General features: G+C 39.5%; 17 protein-coding genes, 2 pseudogenes and 1 other annotated feature. Of the genes and pseudogenes, 18 read left to right on the top strand and 1 reads right to left on the bottom strand.

From position 1 onward, the window contains the following. Positions 1–66: 66 nt before the first annotated feature. From PCY07_RS01610 to rplL, 8 genes are all read left to right on the top strand, one after another. Positions 67–906 (top strand): thymidylate synthase, encoded by an 840-nt coding sequence (locus PCY07_RS01610; protein WP_301355054.1) that lies wholly within the window; start codon positions 67–69, stop codon positions 904–906. A gap of 208 nt (positions 907–1114) precedes the next feature. Then, on the top strand, positions 1115–1624 hold the full coding sequence (locus tag PCY07_RS01605; RefSeq protein WP_301355055.1) for a dihydrofolate reductase: 510 nt from the start codon (positions 1115–1117) through the stop codon (positions 1622–1624). A 208-nt stretch (positions 1625–1832) separates the two neighbouring features. Beyond that, positions 1833–3065, top strand: a complete 1233-nt coding sequence (gene clpX / locus PCY07_RS01600; RefSeq protein ID WP_003001797.1) for an ATP-dependent Clp protease ATP-binding subunit ClpX — start codon at positions 1833–1835, stop codon at positions 3063–3065. An 11-nt stretch (positions 3066–3076) separates the two neighbouring features. Continuing rightward, positions 3077–3679 carry a ribosome biogenesis GTP-binding protein YihA/YsxC gene (gene yihA / locus PCY07_RS01595; protein ID WP_003016353.1) on the top strand — a complete coding sequence of 201 codons (603 nt, stop codon included), beginning with the start codon at positions 3077–3079 and terminating at the stop codon, positions 3677–3679. Between the two features lie 149 nt (positions 3680–3828). Beyond that, on the top strand, positions 3829–4530 hold the full coding sequence (locus PCY07_RS01590; protein WP_003016375.1) for a glucosaminidase domain-containing protein: 702 nt from the start codon (positions 3829–3831) through the stop codon (positions 4528–4530). 164 nt (positions 4531–4694) lie between these two features. Further along, on the top strand, positions 4695–5492 hold the full coding sequence (locus tag PCY07_RS01585; protein ID WP_003016373.1) for a formate/nitrite transporter family protein: 798 nt from the start codon (positions 4695–4697) through the stop codon (positions 5490–5492). Positions 5493–5553: 61 nt separating this feature from the next. Beyond that, positions 5554–5688: a sequence feature (ribosomal protein L10 leader region), on the top strand. A 38-nt stretch (positions 5689–5726) separates the two neighbouring features. Next, positions 5727–6227 carry a 50S ribosomal protein L10 gene (rplJ, locus tag PCY07_RS01580; protein ID WP_003016269.1) on the top strand — a complete coding sequence of 167 codons (501 nt, stop codon included), beginning with the start codon at positions 5727–5729 and terminating at the stop codon, positions 6225–6227. Between the two features lie 74 nt (positions 6228–6301). Further along, entirely contained in the window at positions 6302–6670 is a 369-nt protein-coding gene (rplL, locus tag PCY07_RS01575; RefSeq protein ID WP_003016256.1) for a 50S ribosomal protein L7/L12, read from the top strand. A 63-nt stretch (positions 6671–6733) separates the two neighbouring features. Here rplL and PCY07_RS01570 read toward each other — a convergent pair. Continuing rightward, positions 6734–7441, bottom strand: a pseudogene (locus PCY07_RS01570) (IS256 family transposase); the annotation flags it as partial. 206 nt (positions 7442–7647) lie between these two features. On the opposite strand from PCY07_RS01570, the gene PCY07_RS01565 reads away from it, so the two are divergent. The 10 genes and pseudogenes from PCY07_RS01565 (at position 7648) to PCY07_RS01515 (ending at position 17820) form a co-directional block, all read left to right on the top strand. Then, positions 7648–8088 (top strand): hypothetical protein, encoded by a 441-nt coding sequence (locus PCY07_RS01565; RefSeq protein WP_301355056.1) that lies wholly within the window; start codon positions 7648–7650, stop codon positions 8086–8088. Positions 8089–8236: 148 nt separating this feature from the next. Next, entirely contained in the window at positions 8237–8689 is a 453-nt protein-coding gene (locus PCY07_RS01560) for a hypothetical protein (RefSeq protein WP_003015010.1), read from the top strand. A gap of 109 nt (positions 8690–8798) precedes the next feature. Next, positions 8799–9248, top strand: a complete 450-nt coding sequence (locus PCY07_RS01555; protein WP_301355057.1) for a hypothetical protein — start codon at positions 8799–8801, stop codon at positions 9246–9248. A 177-nt stretch (positions 9249–9425) separates the two neighbouring features. Then, positions 9426–11162, top strand: coding sequence for an ABC transporter ATP-binding protein (locus PCY07_RS01550; RefSeq protein ID WP_061604219.1), 1737 nt, complete (start codon positions 9426–9428; stop codon positions 11160–11162). A 13-nt stretch (positions 11163–11175) separates the two neighbouring features. Further along, positions 11176–12954, top strand: coding sequence for an ABC transporter ATP-binding protein (locus PCY07_RS01545; RefSeq protein ID WP_301355058.1), 1779 nt, complete (start codon positions 11176–11178; stop codon positions 12952–12954). 145 nt (positions 12955–13099) lie between these two features. Continuing rightward, positions 13100–13609: a GNAT family N-acetyltransferase gene (locus tag PCY07_RS01540; protein ID WP_301355059.1), complete on the top strand. Its 510-nt coding sequence runs from the start codon at positions 13100–13102 to the stop codon at positions 13607–13609. Positions 13610–13738: 129 nt separating this feature from the next. Further along, the gene (gene cls, locus PCY07_RS01535) at positions 13739–15313 is read left to right on the top strand and encodes a cardiolipin synthase (RefSeq protein WP_301355060.1); all 1575 of its coding nucleotides are present in this window, start codon (positions 13739–13741) and stop codon (positions 15311–15313) included. A gap of 15 nt (positions 15314–15328) precedes the next feature. Beyond that, complete coding sequence (locus PCY07_RS01530) at positions 15329–15988, top strand: DNA alkylation repair protein (RefSeq protein WP_301355061.1); 660 nt, start codon at positions 15329–15331, stop codon at positions 15986–15988. Positions 15989–16271: 283 nt separating this feature from the next. Further along, positions 16272–17272, top strand: a pseudogene (locus PCY07_RS10430) (DUF3137 domain-containing protein). Further along, positions 17269–17820 carry a LemA family protein gene (locus PCY07_RS01515; protein ID WP_301355064.1) on the top strand — a complete coding sequence of 184 codons (552 nt, stop codon included), beginning with the start codon at positions 17269–17271 and terminating at the stop codon, positions 17818–17820. Before PCY07_RS10430 ends, PCY07_RS01515 begins: the two are co-directional and overlap by 4 nt. The last annotated feature ends 132 nt before the right edge of the window (positions 17821–17952 follow it).

The raw sequence follows: 17952 nt of genomic DNA, 5'->3' as shown, positions 1-17952 counted from the left end.
CTTGCATCTCCTTTTTTTCTTTGTCCTGTGTTATAATGAAGGCAAAACTGGATTCAAGGAGTGTATATGACAAAAGCAGATATAGTATTTAAAGAATATATTCGTAAAATTATGGAAGAAGGGGTCTGGTCAGAGCAAGCGCGTCCCAAATACAAGGATGGCAGAACTGCCAACTCCAAGTACATCACGGGAGCCTTTATGGAATTTGATCTCGCAAAAGGCGAATTTCCTATCACCACCCTTCGTCCCATCGCTATAAAGTCAGCCATCAAAGAGATGCTCTGGATTTATCAAGATCAGTCTAATAGTTTAGATGTCTTAGAAGAAAAATACAATGTCCATTACTGGAATGACTGGGAAGTTGGAGATAGCCGGACGATTGGACAGCGCTATGGAGCAGTGGTCAAAAAGCATGACATTACGAATAAGATTCTCAAACAATTAGAAGCCAATCCTTGGAATCGTCGCAATATCATCTCGCTCTGGGATTATGATGCTTTTGAGGAGACAGAAGGACTCTTGCCATGTGCTTTTCAGACCATGTTTGACGTGCGTCGCGTAGAAGGAGAGATCTATCTAGATGCAACCCTGACCCAGCGTTCTAATGATATGTTGGTAGCCCACCATATTAATGCCATGCAATATGTAGCCCTTCAGATGATGATTGCCAAACACTTTGGTTGGAAGGTAGGGAAGTTCTTTTACTTCATTAATAACCTTCATATCTATGATAATCAATTTGAACAAGCAGAAGAATTGCTCCGTCGTGAGGCGACTAATTGTCAGCCTTGCTTGGTTTTGAATGTACCAGATGGAACCAATTTCTTTGACATCAAACCAGAAGATTTTGAATTGGTCAATTATGATCCAGTTAAACCACAGTTGAAGTTCGACCTTGCGATTTAAATTTAAAAATGTTGTTTTTTTCTACTCATTTTTCGGATTTGCAAAACGCAAAATGAAGACTAAGCTAACTTGTGGCTAAGAAAAACCGCGAATTCCTCGCGGTTTTTTCTGTTTGTATTTTAAAAATATCCTCCAAACTAGATAGTTGAAATCTGTCTTTTATAAGAAAATTTGATAAAATAGAAGTATCAGTGTAAAGGATGAGAGAATGAAAAAGATTATTGGTATCTGGGCTCAAACTGAAAATGGCATTATTGGAAAGGACCAAGTCATGCCTTGGCATCTGCCAGCTGAGCTTCAGCATTTCAAAGAAACGACCATGGGACAAGCAATTCTCATGGGAAGAGTGACCTTTGATGGAATGAATAAAAGGGTTCTACCAGGTCGGACCAGCATTATCTTAACGCAAGATCAAGCCTATGATGCTGAAAATGACGCTGTACTCGTCATGCACAGCAAGGAAGAAGTCTTGGACTGGTTTCAGAACCAAGAGAAGAATCTTTACATTATTGGAGGCAGTCAGATTTTAAGGCTCTTTTCTGACCAGCTAGAAGAGGTGATCCAGACCATGATTCATGCAGATATGGATGGCGATACATTGGCACCAACATTTGAAGAGAACCGCTATGAAAGAGTACGTCAAGTCCATCATCCAAAAGATGAGAAGAATCCATATGATTTTACTGTCACCTATTACAAGAGAAAGGATTTAGATTAATGGAGCGAAGTGTCTTTGGTTTTTTTACAGCTGTCTTGTGCGTCATCTGTATGATTTGTGCCTTACAAACTTTTCGTAAAAAACGGTTTGGCCTCGCTATTTTATTCTTACTAAATGCTTTTACCAATCTTGTGAATTCTATTCACGCCTTTTACATGACCTTATTTTAAACTAAATAGAAATAGAAAATGACAGAAAGAGGAAATACATGCCAACGAATCAAAATAATGATATGATGGTTTATTGTTCATTTTGCGGAAAGAGTCAAGATGAAGTCCAAAAAATCATTGCAGGGAACAATGCGTTTATCTGTAATGAATGTGTAGAGTTAGCACAAGAAATTATTCGTGAGGAGCTAGCAGAAGAAGTTCTTGCAGACCTTAGTGAAGTTCCAAAACCAATCGAATTGCTCAATATCTTGAACCACTATGTGATCGGTCAAGATCGTGCCAAACGTGCCCTTGCTGTAGCAGTATACAACCACTACAAACGCATTAACTTCCACGATACGCGCGAAGATGAGACAGATGTTGAATTACAAAAATCAAACATCCTCATGATTGGACCGACTGGTTCAGGTAAGACTTTCTTGGCCCAGACCTTAGCACGTAGCTTGAATGTCCCATTTGCTATTGCCGATGCAACAGCCTTGACAGAAGCTGGTTATGTGGGAGAAGACGTTGAAAACATTCTCTTGAAACTTCTTCAAGCAGCTGATTTCAACATCGAGCGTGCAGAACGAGGCATTATCTACGTCGATGAAATTGATAAGATTGCTAAGAAAAGTGAAAATGTCTCTATCACACGTGACGTTTCTGGTGAAGGGGTGCAACAAGCTCTCTTGAAGATTATCGAAGGCACCGTCGCTAGTGTACCACCTCAAGGGGGACGTAAACACCCTCAACAAGAGATGATCCAAGTGGATACCAAGAACATCCTCTTTATCGTAGGTGGGGCTTTTGATGGGATCGAAGAAATTGTCAAGCAACGTCTCGGTGAAAAAGTCATCGGTTTCGGTAAGAACAATAAAGCTATTGATGAATCAAGCTCTTACATGCAAGAAATCGTTGCGGAAGATATTCAAAAATTTGGGATTATCCCAGAATTGATCGGACGTCTTCCAGTCTTTGCTGCTCTTGAGCAATTGACAGTTGACGACCTTGTCCGTATCTTGAAAGAGCCACGCAATGCCTTGGTAAAACAATACCAAACCTTGCTCTCTTATGATAACGTTGAATTGGAATTCGATGATGAAGCTCTTCAAGAAATTGCTAATAAGGCCATCGAAAGAAAAACAGGAGCTCGTGGACTTCGTTCGATTATCGAAGAAACGATGATGGATGTCATGTTTGAAATTCCAAGTCAAGAAGATGTCAAACTTGTCCGAATCACAAAAGAAGCTGTAGATGGAACTGAAAAACCAATTCTTGAAACAGCCTAGAAAGATAAAATATGGAAATTAACACACATAATGCGGATATCCTCTTAAGCGCTGCAAATAAGAGTCATTATCCTCAAGATGAGATTCCAGAAGTTGCACTTGCCGGTCGATCCAATGTCGGCAAGTCTTCTTTTATTAATACTCTCTTAAACCGAAAGAACCTGGCCAGAACATCTGGGAAACCAGGAAAAACCCAATTGCTCAATTTCTTCAATATCGATGATAAACTCCGTTTGGTAGACGTACCTGGTTATGGCTATGCACGTGTCTCTAAAAAAGAGCGCGAGAAGTGGGGGCGGATGATTGAAGAATACCTCACTAGTCGTGAGAACTTAAAAGCAGTCGTTAGCCTAGTCGATTTTCGTCATGAACCTTCAGCAGATGATGTCCAGATGTATGAATTCTTAAAATATTATGAGATCCCTGTGATCTTAGTTGCTACTAAAGCAGATAAGATTCCGCGTGGAAAATGGAATAAACACGAATCGATCATCAAGAAAAAACTAGATTTTGATCCAGCTGACACCTTTATCGTTTTCTCTTCTGTAACCCGGGAAGGACTAGAGAAGTCATGGGATGCTATTTTAGAAAATGCGTTTTACGAAATAAATTGAAATGACATGAAAATGTCATTTTTATTTTGGATTTATCTCGCAATTGTAATACAAGTGTAATAAAATCTTCCTTGTTTTTGTCGCATTATATGGTATAATTTATATAAAGATAAAAGATGATAAAAAATTAATTGGAGATAAATAGTATAATGAAAAAGAAAATACGAAATAAGACGAAATTGTTTAGTTTGATTGTTTCGGTATTAGCAGTGGGGACATTTGTCGCTGCTATGAGTGAGCACGTAACGTCAGTTGGTGCAAACGATGGAACTTACCAAACGTATTCAGATCCTACAGAAGCTTTTATTTCACAAATTGGAGAGTCTGCTCGTCAACTCGGTCAAGAGAATGACCTTTATGCCTCTGTAATGATTGCCCAAGCTATTCTTGAAAGTGGATCAGGTCAGTCTGGCTTGTCTTCTTACCCCCATTACAACCTTTTTGGTATTAAAGGAAGTTATGCTGGTCAATCTGCCGTAATGCAAACGTGGGAAGATGATGGTGCAGGAAATGCTTATACAATTAATGATGCGTTCCGTTCTTATCCTTCTTATTATGAATCATTGCAAGACTATGTAGCTGTTTTGAAACAAGGACATTTTGCAGGGGCTTGGAAAAGCAACACATCTAGTTACCAAGATGCAACAGCGGCTTTGACTGGTGTTTATGCTACCGATACAAGTTACTACGCAAAACTAAACCACATCATTGAAACTTATAATTTGACTCAATATGATTCACCTAATGTTCAGGGTGGTATTACAGGTACGGTATACAATCCTTATCGTCAACAGTTCACTTCTCAAGAAATCCTTAATTTGGATATTGCTTGGGCTAATCGTTTAAATTGATACAAAAAAAGCAGACATGGTCTGCTTTTTTTGTAGATGTTATTGATATACGAGCGAAATAAATCGAATTTTTGGATTGTCAAAATTTGTATTGCAAACCTTTTCAAAAGCCTCTTTCTATGCTATAATGATTTTATTCACAAACATTTTATAAGGAGATTTTTATGTCTGAATCTAATTTCATTCAAAAAGTAGGAGCTGCTTGTAATAAGAAAGAGGACCTTTATCAGAAGTCCAAAACTCGGTATGCTGTTCGTTCTATTTTTGCTGGAGGTTTTCTTACTTTAAGTACTGCAGTCGGTGCAGTTGCCGCAGACTTGTTGAATACCTTCTTACCTGGATCTGGTCGTTTTCTATTCCCATTCATCTTTGCCTGGGGCTTGGTTTACCTCTTATTCTTAAATGCGGAATTAACCACCTCAAATATGATGTATTTGACGGCGGGAACCTATCTAAAGAAAATTCATTGGAAGAAAGCTTTGGAAATTCTTCTTTATTGTACCTTTTTTAATTTAATTGGTGCTTTAATCGTCGCTTTTCTTTTCAATCAAACAACTGCCTTTGCACATATCGATCCAAAAGGTTTCCTAGCCACGGTAGCAGAAAATAAACTCCAACGAAGCAATCAAGTGGTTTTCTTTGAAGGGGTTATTGCCAATATCTTTGTAAATATTGCTATTCTTTCTTATCTATATTTCAAAGATGAAACAGCCAAGGTGCTCTTAGCCCTTTCTGCTATTTATATGTTTGTCTTTATGACCAATGAACACTTGGCAGCAAACTTTGCTTCTTTCTCATTATTGAGCTTTAATTCAGTTTCTAGTCAATTGCCGCATTTTGAGTTTTTAAATATTTTACGTCATTATAGCGTCACCTTCTTTGCCAACTGGGTAGGAGGAGGAGTCCTAATGGGACTAGCCTATGCTTGGTTGAATAATATCAAGAGTCTCTACAACGATTAAAAAATATAAAAAAAGTTTGCAAAAGTACTTGCATTCTTTTTTTATATGTGATAAACTAATCTACGGTTTGAAAAAACTGCCTAAGACAGTAGGGGAGCTCGACTCATAAAGATCCTACCGAGGACAAAACGTATCAATTAAAAGAAGCGTATTGTACTTTCGTGTCTAGGTTTGGGCGCGTTTTTCTTTTGGAAAAATTCCCCAAGCAAAATAATTACGGAGGTGAACACACTAATGAGTGAAGCAATTATTGCTAAAAAAGCGGAACTAGTTGACGTAGTAGCTGAAAAAATGAAAGCTGCTGCATCAATCGTCGTTGTAGATTCTCGCGGTTTGACAGTTGAGCAAGATACAGTTCTCCGTCGCAACCTTCGCGAAAGCGAAGTTGAGTTTAAAGTTATCAAAAACTCAATCTTGCGTCGTGCAGCTGAAAAAGCTGGTCTTGAAGATCTTGCATCTGTATTCGTTGGACCATCTGCAGTAGCATTTTCAAATGAAGATGTTATCGCACCTGCGAAAATTTTGAACGATTTTTCTAAAGACGCTGAAGCACTTGAAATTAAAGGTGGTGCAATCGAAGGCGCTGTCGCATCTAAAGAAGAGATTCTTGCACTTGCAACTCTTCCAAACCGCGAAGGACTTCTTTCTATGCTCCTTTCTGTACTTCAAGCGCCAGTGCGCAACGTTGCTCTTGCAGTCAAAGCGGTTGCAGACAACAAAGAAGACGCAGCTTAATCTTAAGCTACGCAGCGTAGCCTAGCTACAAAAAATAAAAATATAAAATTAAAACTTATTTGGAGGAAATAACAATGGCATTGAACATTGAAAACATTATTGCTGAAATTAAAGAAGCTTCAATCCTTGAATTGAACGACCTTGTAAAAGCTATCGAAGAAGAATTTGGTGTAACTGCAGCTGCTCCTGTAGCTGTTGCTGCAGCTGGTGCTGCTGACGCTGGTGCTGCTAAAGATTCATTCGATATCGAATTGACATCTGCAGGCGACAAGAAAGTCGGCGTTATCAAAGTTGTACGTGAAATCACTGGTCTTGGTCTTAAAGAAGCTAAAGAACTTGTTGATGGTGCACCTGGCGTTATCAAAGAAGGTGTTGCTACAGCTGAAGCTGAAGAAATCAAAGCTAAATTGGAAGAAGCTGGAGCTTCAGTTACTCTTAAATAATAGAGTTTCCAATCAAAATGAAAACCGAGGTTTAGGCCTCGGTTTTTTTGTTTTTGAATGCGATGGGTAAGCCTGACTGATAATCTGCTCAAGCCTCTTAAAGCCATCGCTCACTACAAGAGAAACCTGTTAGATTCCTTGATTTTGAAGCTTGTCTAACAGGATGGACCAAGAAGCATTGTTTTCATTTGGGGCGATTTCATATCCAAGAACAACCTTCTGTCCTTCTGGTGTCATGCCAAGTACGATATGAATACATTCTTTACTAACGATTCCACGTCTTAATGGAAGATAGGTTCCGTCAAGAAATAAAACAGAGTAATTGGCTTCTAAACTTCGCTCATGAAAAGCAGCGACATTCTCCTAGGTTGCTTTTGAGATATTAGAAATTGTGGCAGAACTATAGTAATGACCATACATTCGCTCGATAATATCACTAATTTCTCGAGTCGTTACGCCAGTTTGATAGAGTTTGATAACCATCTCTTCCAAGTGGTCATCTCGCGTCCATAGGAGGGGATCAAAGCTGGACTAAAGTTCCCATTACAATCTCTTGGAATAGTTAACTGAACAGTCCCATATTTGGTTTCAAATTTCCGTGAATAGGTTCCGTTTCGACTATTGCCAGAATTATAGCCTACTTTTTCGTAAGGCTGATAACTCTGCTTGAAGCAGATCATTCAAAGCTGTTTCAAGAGAAGTACGGAAAAATTCATCAATATTTTGCTTTTGGGCTAGGAAGTTAAGCAAGTCTGTGGTAAACTGAGTCATAGGAATAAATCTCTTTCTAGTAATCTGTTGCAACTCTACTATAACGGATTTATTCTTTTTTGTGTTTACACAACTTATTTTACACTACCCTCACTTTATATTGATTAGATAAATATACTACAAGAGTATTACATTTGTAATATTTCATTGCCGTGAGTCTGAATTGTTGTTATAATAGGTTTAATCTAACTAAAAAGGAGAAGATGATGAAAAATTTTAAACGTCTTATATTAGCGCTTGTAGCTGTCTTTGCAGCAGTCCTTCTTGTAGCTTGTGGCGCCAAAAGTGATAATGGAACTTATGTTTTTGAGCCAAGCAAAGAAGAGGCTAATAAAATGCTTCCAGAAGAGCTTCAGGGATTGGCTGGTGATGTCAATGTAAAAATTTCGATTGCTATTCAGGGGGATAAGGCTGAATACAAGAGTGAAACTGAATTTGCTGGTAATAAAAAAGAAAGTAAGTATGAGTATAAAGTCGACCAAAAGGCAAAAACTATGAAATATGAAGAACAAGGCATGAAAGTAGAGCTTTCTTATGAAATTTCTAATGATGTATTGACGATAAAGAAAGTTAAAAACTCTGTCGTTAGCGATAATGATTTTTTCAGCAATTACATGAAAGTTGCTAAATTCAAAAAAGTTAAATAATCCATCAGGGCGGGATTTACATCCTGCCTTTTTATTTTTCTTTGTTTATGAAAGAAATATTACAAGAATATGACATTTATAAACTTTCATTGCCGTGTACCTGAATTGTTGCTATAATAGGTTTAACCTATCTAATAAAGGAGAAATTATGAAAAACTTTAAACGTATTCTTTTAGCTTTCGTTGCAGTTTTTGCAGCAGTCCTCTTGGTGGCATGTGGTGCCAAAAGTGACAACGGGACTTATGTCTACAAACCTGCAAAATCTGAAGTGAAGGAAATCCTTGAAGAACAAGGTGCTCCAAGTTCAAGTGTTGATGCATTGATCGACAATGTTAAATTGGAAGTTTCAGTAACCATCAAAGACGACAAAGGTAGCCTTAAAATTAAAGGTGAAATGATGGGACAAAAGACAGACCAATCATTTGATATGAAAGTTGATCAAAAATCTAAAACCCTTCAATCTGAAAATGGGAAAGGCGAAAAGGTTAAATACAAAGTATCTGGAGATGTATTCACTTTTGATTTATCTGGTGAGAAGAGTTCAGGTCATGAAGCCACTTTGGAAATGTTCAAAAACGCTAAATTCAAACGTACAAAATAATGTAAGAGAAGAGCAGAGGGGATCTGCTCTTTTTTCTTCTTTAAAACATCTTGAATCGGTATTAAAATAATGGTAAAATATGATTAGAAAGTACATTAGGAGATTGATTATGAAAAATATTAAACGTATTCTTTTAACTTTCGTTGCAGTTTTTGCAGCAGTCCTCTTGGTGGCTTGTGGTGCCAAAAGTGATAACGGGACTTATGTCTACAAACCATCAAAAACTGAACTCAAGAAAATTCTTGAGGAGCAAGGCTTATCGGGTAGTCAATTAGAGTCTATTGGAGACGTTATTAATTTTGAAGTTTCTATTAAGATCAAAGATTCTAAAGGAACCCTCAGCATCGCGGGTGAAGTCGCTGGTCAAAAGAATGAGCGATCTTATGATGTCAAAATCAATCAAAAAGAGAAAACAATCGCGTCAAAAGATGGTAGTGGAGAAAAGATTACATACAAGGTCGATGGTGACTATTTGACATTTGATCTTTCTAAGTTAAGTAATAGCAACCAAGGGGATCTTATGATTCTTAAAAATGCTAAACTCAAACGCACAAAATAATGCAAGTGAAGAGCGGGGAAACCTGCTCTTTTGCTTTACTTTTATGACTGGTTTGATATAATGAATGAGACTACAGATGGGACTGGGGCAGGAATGATTTTCTTTGAAAATGATTTCGTCTCGCTCCCTCTTTTCTGTGTGATCAAGGAAATTATTTATGGAAAAGGAGAAACATCTATGCTATATATTTGGTCTTACTTGAAAAAGTATCCCAAGTGGCTAGCCCTGAATCTATTTTCGGCGGTCCTGTTTGTTATTGTCAATTTGGGCTTGCCAACGATTCTAGCTCGCATGATTGATGAGGGGATTAACCCGCGTGATGTGAATCGGCTGTATTTCTGGGGCTGGGTCATGTTTGCCATTATTTTGCTTGGGATTGTGGGGCGGATTATCCTGTCTTACGCGGTTGGCCAGCTAACGACCACCATGGTCCGCGATATGCGCAATGACCTCTATGCCAAGTTACAGGAGTACTCGCATCGCGAGTATGAGCAAATCGGAGTATCGTCATTGGTCACTCGCTTGACTTCGGATGCCTTTGTTTTGATGCAGTTTGCGGATTCTATGTTGAAGATGGGGGTCATCACACCCTTGATGATGGTTTCCAGTGTTCTCTTGATTCTGACAACTAGTCCTTCTTTAGCGTGGATTGTAGCGGTTTCTGTACCATTTCTTGCTGTCGTCGTCTGGTATGTAGCAGTTAAGACACGTCCTCTTTCTGAGAAACAACAAAAGACCCTCGACCATCTCAACCAGTTTGCACGTGAAAATTTGACAGGACTTCGTGTGATTCGTGCCTTTGCCCGTGAAGAATTCCAGGAAGAGAAATTTGCGGCTGAAAATGAAGTCTACGCAGAAAACTCGAATAAATTGTTCAAACTAACTGGTTTGACAGAACCCCTATTTGTGCAGATCATCATTGCTATGATTGTGGCGATTGTCTGGTTTGCTTTGGATCCTCTTCATGACGGTAGTTTGAAAATTGGGGATCTGGTTGCCTTTATTGAGTATAGCTTCCACGCGCTCTTGTCTTTCCTCTTTTTAGCCAATCTCTTTACCATGTATCCTCGTACTGCGGTTTCTAGCCGTCGTCTCAAGGAAATCATGGACATGCCCATTTCGATTGATCCGAATGAGAATGGTGTAACAGAGACAGCATCTCGTGGCTATTTGGAATTTGACAATGTCACCTTTGCTTATCCAGGTGAGACGGAGAGTCCAGTTCTTCACAACATTTCCTTTCAGGCCAAACCTGGCGAAACGATCGCCTTTATCGGATCGACAGGTTCTGGGAAATCTTCACTTGTGCAGTTGATTCCTCGATTCTATGATGTAACACTTGGAAAGATTTTGGTCGACGGCGTGGATGTACGTGACTACAATCTCAAGGCCCTTCGCCAAAAGATCGGTTTTATTCCGCAAAAGGCCTTACTCTTTACTGGAACCATTGCTGAAAACCTTCGTTATGGGAAAGAAGACGCATCTGTACAAGAGCTAGAACAAGCAGCAGATATTTCCCAAGCTAAGGAATTTATTGACAGTCGCGAGGAAGGCTTTGATACGCATTTGGCAGAAGGCGGAAGTAACCTTTCAGGTGGTCAAAAACAACGCTTGTCCATTGCTCGTGCTGTTGTCAAAGATCCAGATGTCTTTATTTTTGATGATTCCTTCTCTGCCTTGGACTACAAGACGGATGCTACTTTGCGGAAGCGTCTCAAAGAAGTCACAGGAGATGCGACTGTCTTGATTGTAGCGCAACGTGTGGGAACCATTATGGATGCGGATCAAATTATTGTTTTGGACCATGGAGAGATCGTTGGTAGAGGAACCCACGATGAATTGATGGAAAGTAATGAGATCTATCGTGAGATCGCTAATTCGCAGCTCGATAGTCCATCATTGACAGAAGAATAGAAAGGAGAAGCAGATGAAACAAGAACAAAACAGTTTTAGTAGACTATGGACTTACTTGAGAGCCTATCGCTTGGAAGTTTGCTTGTCCATTTTCTTAAAAATCCTGAGTGTCGTCATGAGTGTTGTCGAACCCTTTGTTTTGGGGCTTGCTATTACGGAGTTAACAAAAAATCTCATGGATATGGCAAAAGGCCTTTCGGGAGCAAGTCTGAATACCTCCTATATCGCTATCATTATGACGCTCTATCTATTCCGTGGGGTCCTCTATGAGTTGGGATCTTATTATTCCAACTATTTTATGACCAATGCTGTTCAAAAGACCGTTCAGGACATGCGAAATGATTTGTCTCATAAAATCAATCACATTCCGGTTTCCTATTTTGACCGGCATCAGTTTGGTGATTTGTTAGGACGTTTTACTAGCGATGTCGAAACAGTCTCGAATGCCTTGCAACAGTCCTTCTTACAAATCGTTAATGCCATCTTTACCTTGCTTTTTGTCATCAGCATGGTTTTGTACTTAAATATCCAATTGGGGATGGTGGTGATCTTGTCCATTCCGATCACTTATTTCAGTGCTCGATTTATCATGAAAAAATCTCAGCCTTACTTTAAAGAGCAGGCAGATGTTTTGGGGGCAATGAACGGCTTTGTGCAAGAGAATTTAACAGGCTTTAATGTCCTTAAGCTCTACGTCCGGGAAAAATCTTCCCAAGAAGAGTTTCACGATATTACCCATCACCTTCAAAAAGTAGGATTCAAGGCTAATTTCATTTCTGGCTTAATGATGCCGATTTTAAATGGAATTTCTGATTTGACTTACCTTATTATCGCTTTGATGGGTGGTTTGCAAGTGTTAGAAGGACGTTTGACTGTCGGGAATATGCAGGCCTTCGTTCAATATGTTTGGCAGATTAACCAACCCATTCAAAACTTGACCCAATTGGCAGGACAGCTACAAAGTGCCAAATCGTCTCTAGACCGGATTTTCCAAGTCATGGATGAACCAGATGAAGTAGCAGATGTGACAGAAATCCTCTCTGGAGATTTGACAGGTCAGGTTAGCTTTAAAAACGTTGATTTCCAATATGTAGCAGACAAACCATTGATTCGTGATTTCAACCTAGAAGTCAAACCAGGTGAAATGGTGGCCATTGTCGGACCGACTGGAGCAGGGAAAACAACCCTGATTAATTTGCTGATGCGCTTTTACGATGTGACTGCAGGATCAATTACAGTCGATGGTCATGATATTCGTCATCTATCTCGCCAAGATTACCGCAAACAATTCGGAATGGTGCTTCAGGATGCTTGGTTATATGAAGGAACCATCAAAGAAAACCTTCGCTTTGGTAATCTCGAAGCAACGGATGAAGAAATTGTTGAAGCTGCAAAGGCAGCCAATGTCGATCACTTTATCAGGACGCTTCCTGGTGGTTACAATATGGAAATGAACCAGGAGTCTAGCAATATTTCTCTTGGGCAAAAGCAACTTCTAACTATTGCGCGTGCGCTCCTAGCGGATCCTAAAATCTTGATTTTGGATGAAGCGACGTCTTCTGTCGATACGCGTTTAGAGCTCTTGATTCAAAAAGCGATGAAGAATTTGATGAAAGGGCGGACTAGCTTTGTCATTGCTCACCGCTTGTCTACCATTCAAGAAGCAGATAAAATCCTTGTCCTCAAAGATGGCCAAATCATCGAGCAAGGAAACCACCAATCCTTGTTAGCAGATAAAGGATTATACTATGAGCTCTACAATAGCCAATTTTCAAATAAAAAAGCGGAATAAGCTAAAGAGGTTGAGACTGGATTTCTCAACCTCTTTTCTATATAAATCCTTTTGCAAAAAATGAAACTATTAGATCATTGCCTCCTTTCATTGACAGTGAGAAGGCTTATCGGTATACTAGGTATAATCTAATTAGGAGGCCACCATGATGATTCGACCCGTTCAGCTTAGCGATGCAGCAGCTATCCGAGCGATTTACCAACCTTATGTAACAGAGACAGCCATTACCTTTGAGGTCGATGTGCCGACTGTCCAGGAGTTTGAAAGCCGCATCACAAAAACGCTGACCCAATTTCCTTATTTGGTCGCAGAAGTTGATGGGAAAGTTGTGGGGTATGCCTATGCTTCGACTTATTATGCACGCGCTGCCTATGATTGGACCACTGAATTGTCTATTTATGTAGCCAAAGAGGCGCATGGACAAGGGATTGGATCGGCCCTTTATACGGCCTTAGAAGAGGAGTTACAAGCACGAGGCTACTTACGCTTTCTGGCTTGTATCGCAGTTCCAAATGAAGCGAGCATTTCCATGCATGAAAAGCGGGGCTATGTCCAAGTCGCTCATTTCCCAAAGATTGGCTATAAGTTTAACAAATGGCATGATATCGTCTGGATGCAAAAGACCATAGACGGTCCTGTTAGGAAAATACGGTAGAAATCACGACATTTGTAAATTGCAATAGCTAATTATCCCTGACTTTTTCATAGGCTAAAATGATACTAATAAAATTACTGAAAGAGACCGGAAAGTTGTGATGGTCTCCCCTACATGAAAGGAGCCTATATGACTCAAGAACAAAGTGCTAGGCTGTTACCTCAAAAGCCCTCCAGATGGGCCAAAATTCTACTTAACCGAAAGGTTCCCATCCTCCTGTTCTTCTTACTGGAATTGGCCTTTCTTGTCTATTCATATCTCAGCCTACAAGAGCATTTCCCATCCATTATCTTATGGGAACACTTGTTGAGTGTCTTTACCTTCTTTTACTTGCTCAATCGTTCCATGGATTCTCGTTCCAAACTGTCCTGGATAATTATCATTGCCCTCTTTCCAATTTTTGGGACGGCTCTGCTCTATTTTTCGTTAGCTGATTTAGGTGTAAGACGCTTGAAGAAACGGCTTGAGGATGCTACAGTGCAGGCATCCAACCATTTAAGCACCGATCCAGAAGTTGCTGATTATTTATCCCAAAGTGATCGCCAATTACAGAAATTAGCTAATTTTTTGGAGCATAGTCCAGCACAGTTCCCTATCTACAGAGACACAGAGGTTACCTATTTTCCACTTGGAGATGACATGCTACCAGCCTTATTAGAGGATTTGAAAAAGGCGGAGCGTTCTATCTTCATGGAATATTTCATCATTGACGAAGGGATCATGTGGGGTGAGATTTTAGCCATTTTGGAGGAGAAGGCCAAGGCAGGTCTGGACGTTCGTGTCATGTTTGATGGAATGAATGAGATGACTACCTTGTCCTATGATTATATTGAGCGCTTGCACAAGGTTGGTATTAAAGCTCAGGCCTTCTCACCAGTCAAGCCCATTCTATCAACCTATTACAATTACCGAGACCATCGAAAGATTACAGTGATTGATGGTCAAGTTGCTTACACTGGTGGCGTTAATATTGCTGATGAGTATGTCAATAAACGAGAACGCTTTGGTCTTTGGAAGGACACGGCCCTTCGCTTAGATGGTTCAGCAGTTCAAACACTGAAAGCTCTCTTTTTGACCATGTGGACAGTGACTGGAATAGAGGATAAAACGGATATGGAGCACTATCTACAAGAAAAACCTCAACAAAGAAAGAGTCAGGGCTTTGTACTCCCTTATGGCAATTCACCGTTGACTTATCATAAGGTGGCTGAGGATGTTTATCTTCATTTACTGAATACATCGACCGATTATGTTCACATCATGACGCCGTATCTGATCTTGGATGACGAATTGATTAGAGCTATGACTTTCGCGGCCAAACGAGGAGTAGAAGTTTGGATCATTATGCCAGGGATTCCAGATAAACAGTATGCCTTTGATATTGCGACGACCTATTTTAAAGTGCTCTTGGATGCTGGCGTCCGTATTTTCCGTTATACCCCAGGCTTTGTCCATGCTAAGGTATATGTTTCTGATAGCCAACAAGCTGTGGTAGGAACCATTAATACAGACTACCGAAGTCTCTATCAAAATTTCGAAGATGGGGTTTATCTCTACAATAATCTGGAAGTGCTTAAAATTGAAGAAGATTTTGAGAAAACCCAGGCTCTCTCAGAGGAAGTTACTCTGGAAAGTTTGTCAAAAATGCCTATGGCTCATCGTCTAGGTGGTTATCTCTTTTCTCTGATTGGACCTTTGATGTAAAAAAGGAGGAATCATATGGATACAAAGATTCTTTTGAAATTGTTAGAAGACCAAGCTGATCCAGCGAAAGTCCCAGCAATGGAAGCTTATATGAAAAATAAATTCAGCTTTCTTGGCGTTCAAAAACCAATTCTCAAAAAGATTGAAAGAGATTTTTTTAAGCCTTTCATAAAGGATCCAATTGATTGGGCTTTTGTGGAAGAGTGTTGGCAGCAACCCTACCGTGAGTTCCAATATATTGCTATGGATTATCTGGATAAAAAGAAGAAGGAGCTTAGACCTGAAGATTTTCCAAAGCTAAAGGAATTGGCTCAAACCAAATCATGGTGGGACAGTATAGATCAATTGGACCTTATCATCGGAGAGATTACTTTTCACTATCCAGAAACCAAGCAGGTTATGCTGGATTGGAGTAAGGATCAGGACTTTTGGTTGAGGCGGATTGCCATTGATCACCAGCTTATGAGGAAAGAAAAAACAGATACGGATTTGTTAGAAAAAGTGATCCTCAATAATCTAGGTCAAAGCGAGTTCTTTATAAATAAGGCAATCGGCTGGAGTTTACGCAATTATTCCAAGGTTAATCCGGATTGGGTAGGGGCCTTTATCGACCGCTATCGAGAGCAGTTATCTCCTTTGAGTATTCGAGAAGGAAGCAAGTACCTACCTTCTTGACAGTTTGTGGATGTTCATGGTAAACTAGTTTCATGCGATGAGTCGATTGGCTCTTAGGAGCCTTTTGCGCTGAGGAGGTCTACATTCAATTGTAACGCAGGAGCGGACCTTGAACAGTTGTGTGAACCGGCTGTTCTCACCGAAAGGTGCCTCAAATCCTGGTCTTCGGATCAGGATTTTTTTGTACCTTCAAAGGACCAAAACTATTATAATACAGTTGCTACAAAGTTATGTTGGTGTTATAATATAGTAAAGTGCCTAGGTCAGAAAGGAGTGGAGTTGATTGGGAGATTTCTATCATTCTAATGATTCAGCATCTACAGACTATTCGCAAAAAATTGAAGAGCTTGAAAACTCCAAACAATTTCAGGAGGCTATCGGATTGATCCGAGAACAGATGAAGAACAATCTTCAGTGGAATGTTTTGCGATCTTTTGGTATTATCTGCGCCATACTGTCTCTCATTTTATTGCGTTTTGCAGCTATTCCTTTGATCCTTTTAGTTGTTGGTTTGTATTATTGGCCGCAATATAAAAAACGAAAAGCCTTGTTTGGGGATCGAATTCGTTCGAACGATGAGATCTATCTTGATGATATCCTGTCGCCTGTATTAAAGGAAGTTTTTCCTAAGGCTTCGATCAAAGAGGACGGTTCCATCCCTTCTGAAGCTCTCTCGCATTTATGTCCTCGGTCGACTGATTTTCTATGTTTCAAGAACTATCGTTTCATGATGACAAAGAGCTAACGGTGTCAAATCTCTATGCCCATCATACGGAGACTCGTTACCGGACATCTAATGGACATACGAGGACGGAACATGTGGAAGTTACAGATTTTCTTGGACAAGTGTTCTCTTTATGTCTACCGATCAATTTCTCCGGTCATCTTCGGGTTGTGCCAACCAAGAAATCCTTTCTTTTTAAGAGGGAGGTGAATGGGGTTTATCCTGGAGCCAGAGGAAATGAAGTTCAGATTGAAACCGAGGATATTCGCAATAACGAGAATTACAATATCTACTGTACGGATGAACTGTCTGCCCGTAAATTTCTCACCCCTAAGATGCTGGAATGGTTTGATCGACAAATTTCTCAAAATGCCATGTGTGTATTTTTGAAAGACAAGAAACTATTTATTTCTTTGTATACCGATCGCTATATCTTTCCAACTCCTCAAAAACCGGAAGATATTGATCAACTATCTTTGGTGTCTGAATATCATAAATTATGCAGAGAACTGGCTCTAATTAAAGAAATAACAGCAATTTTTGAAGGAGAAGCATCATGAATCTCATTATCGGCTTAATCATATTTGTTGCCCTATTGGCCATTTGGTTTATTAGTGTAGGAAATCGCCTCAATCGCTATCTAGTAACCATTGAAGAATCAAAGAGAACCGTTGATATCGTCCTCGTAAAACGCTATGATACCATTTCGGAAATGCTAAAAGTAGCCAAAGCCTATGCCAAACATGAACAACAGATTTTCACTGATTTAGTTGCTTTACGTCAAGGAGCATCTATCCAAGAATCCAACCAAGTTATTACCAATCAAAATGATGTCTTGGCACAAATTCGTGCAGTCGGTGAAAACTATCCAGAGCTCTTGTCTTCTAACCAATTCTTGACCTTGCAAAAGGAAATTGCTGACGAAAATGAAGATCTTGCTGCAGCGAAGCGAATTGTCAACAGTAATGTCAGCTACATCAATCAAGAAATTGTTTCATTTCCAGCGTCTATCGTAGCAGGTGTAAAGGGGATCCATCAAGTTCCATTTCTTGCTGAAGAAACACAAGGTAAGAAAGATTTAAGTGACTTGAACTATGACCTGAACTAAAGAGCTATTTATTATAAATAACCATTAAAAATCCTGGTCTTAGAATCAGGATTTTTTCCTTCTGTTGGTACTTTTCATTTATGCCAAAAAATTGTATAATAGTACAAATACTCAATTTTTAGAAAATTTTGA

The sequence above is a fragment of the Streptococcus sp. SP1 genome, assembly GCF_030440005.1.
Taxonomy (GTDB): Bacteria; Bacillota; Bacilli; order Lactobacillales; family Streptococcaceae; genus Streptococcus; species Streptococcus parasanguinis.
This window is presented reverse-complemented; position numbering and strand designations above follow the sequence as displayed.

Coding starts and splice junctions, on each gene's coding strand:
- PCY07_RS01610 (WP_301355054.1), top strand. CDS start 67: ATGACAAAAGCAGATATAGTATTTAAAGAATATATTCGTAAAATTATG.
- PCY07_RS01605 (WP_301355055.1), top strand. CDS start 1,115: ATGAAAAAGATTATTGGTATCTGGGCTCAAACTGAAAATGGCATTATT.
- clpX (WP_003001797.1), top strand. CDS start 1,833: ATGCCAACGAATCAAAATAATGATATGATGGTTTATTGTTCATTTTGC.
- yihA (WP_003016353.1), top strand. CDS start 3,077: ATGGAAATTAACACACATAATGCGGATATCCTCTTAAGCGCTGCAAAT.
- PCY07_RS01590 (WP_003016375.1), top strand. CDS start 3,829: ATGAAAAAGAAAATACGAAATAAGACGAAATTGTTTAGTTTGATTGTT.
- PCY07_RS01585 (WP_003016373.1), top strand. CDS start 4,695: ATGTCTGAATCTAATTTCATTCAAAAAGTAGGAGCTGCTTGTAATAAG.
- rplJ (WP_003016269.1), top strand. CDS start 5,727: ATGAGTGAAGCAATTATTGCTAAAAAAGCGGAACTAGTTGACGTAGTA.
- rplL (WP_003016256.1), top strand. CDS start 6,302: ATGGCATTGAACATTGAAAACATTATTGCTGAAATTAAAGAAGCTTCA.
- PCY07_RS01565 (WP_301355056.1), top strand. CDS start 7,648: ATGAAAAATTTTAAACGTCTTATATTAGCGCTTGTAGCTGTCTTTGCA.
- PCY07_RS01560 (WP_003015010.1), top strand. CDS start 8,237: ATGAAAAACTTTAAACGTATTCTTTTAGCTTTCGTTGCAGTTTTTGCA.
- PCY07_RS01555 (WP_301355057.1), top strand. CDS start 8,799: ATGAAAAATATTAAACGTATTCTTTTAACTTTCGTTGCAGTTTTTGCA.
- PCY07_RS01550 (WP_061604219.1), top strand. CDS start 9,426: ATGCTATATATTTGGTCTTACTTGAAAAAGTATCCCAAGTGGCTAGCC.
- PCY07_RS01545 (WP_301355058.1), top strand. CDS start 11,176: ATGAAACAAGAACAAAACAGTTTTAGTAGACTATGGACTTACTTGAGA.
- PCY07_RS01540 (WP_301355059.1), top strand. CDS start 13,100: ATGATGATTCGACCCGTTCAGCTTAGCGATGCAGCAGCTATCCGAGCG.
- cls (WP_301355060.1), top strand. CDS start 13,739: ATGACTCAAGAACAAAGTGCTAGGCTGTTACCTCAAAAGCCCTCCAGA.
- PCY07_RS01530 (WP_301355061.1), top strand. CDS start 15,329: ATGGATACAAAGATTCTTTTGAAATTGTTAGAAGACCAAGCTGATCCA.
- PCY07_RS01515 (WP_301355064.1), top strand. CDS start 17,269: ATGAATCTCATTATCGGCTTAATCATATTTGTTGCCCTATTGGCCATT.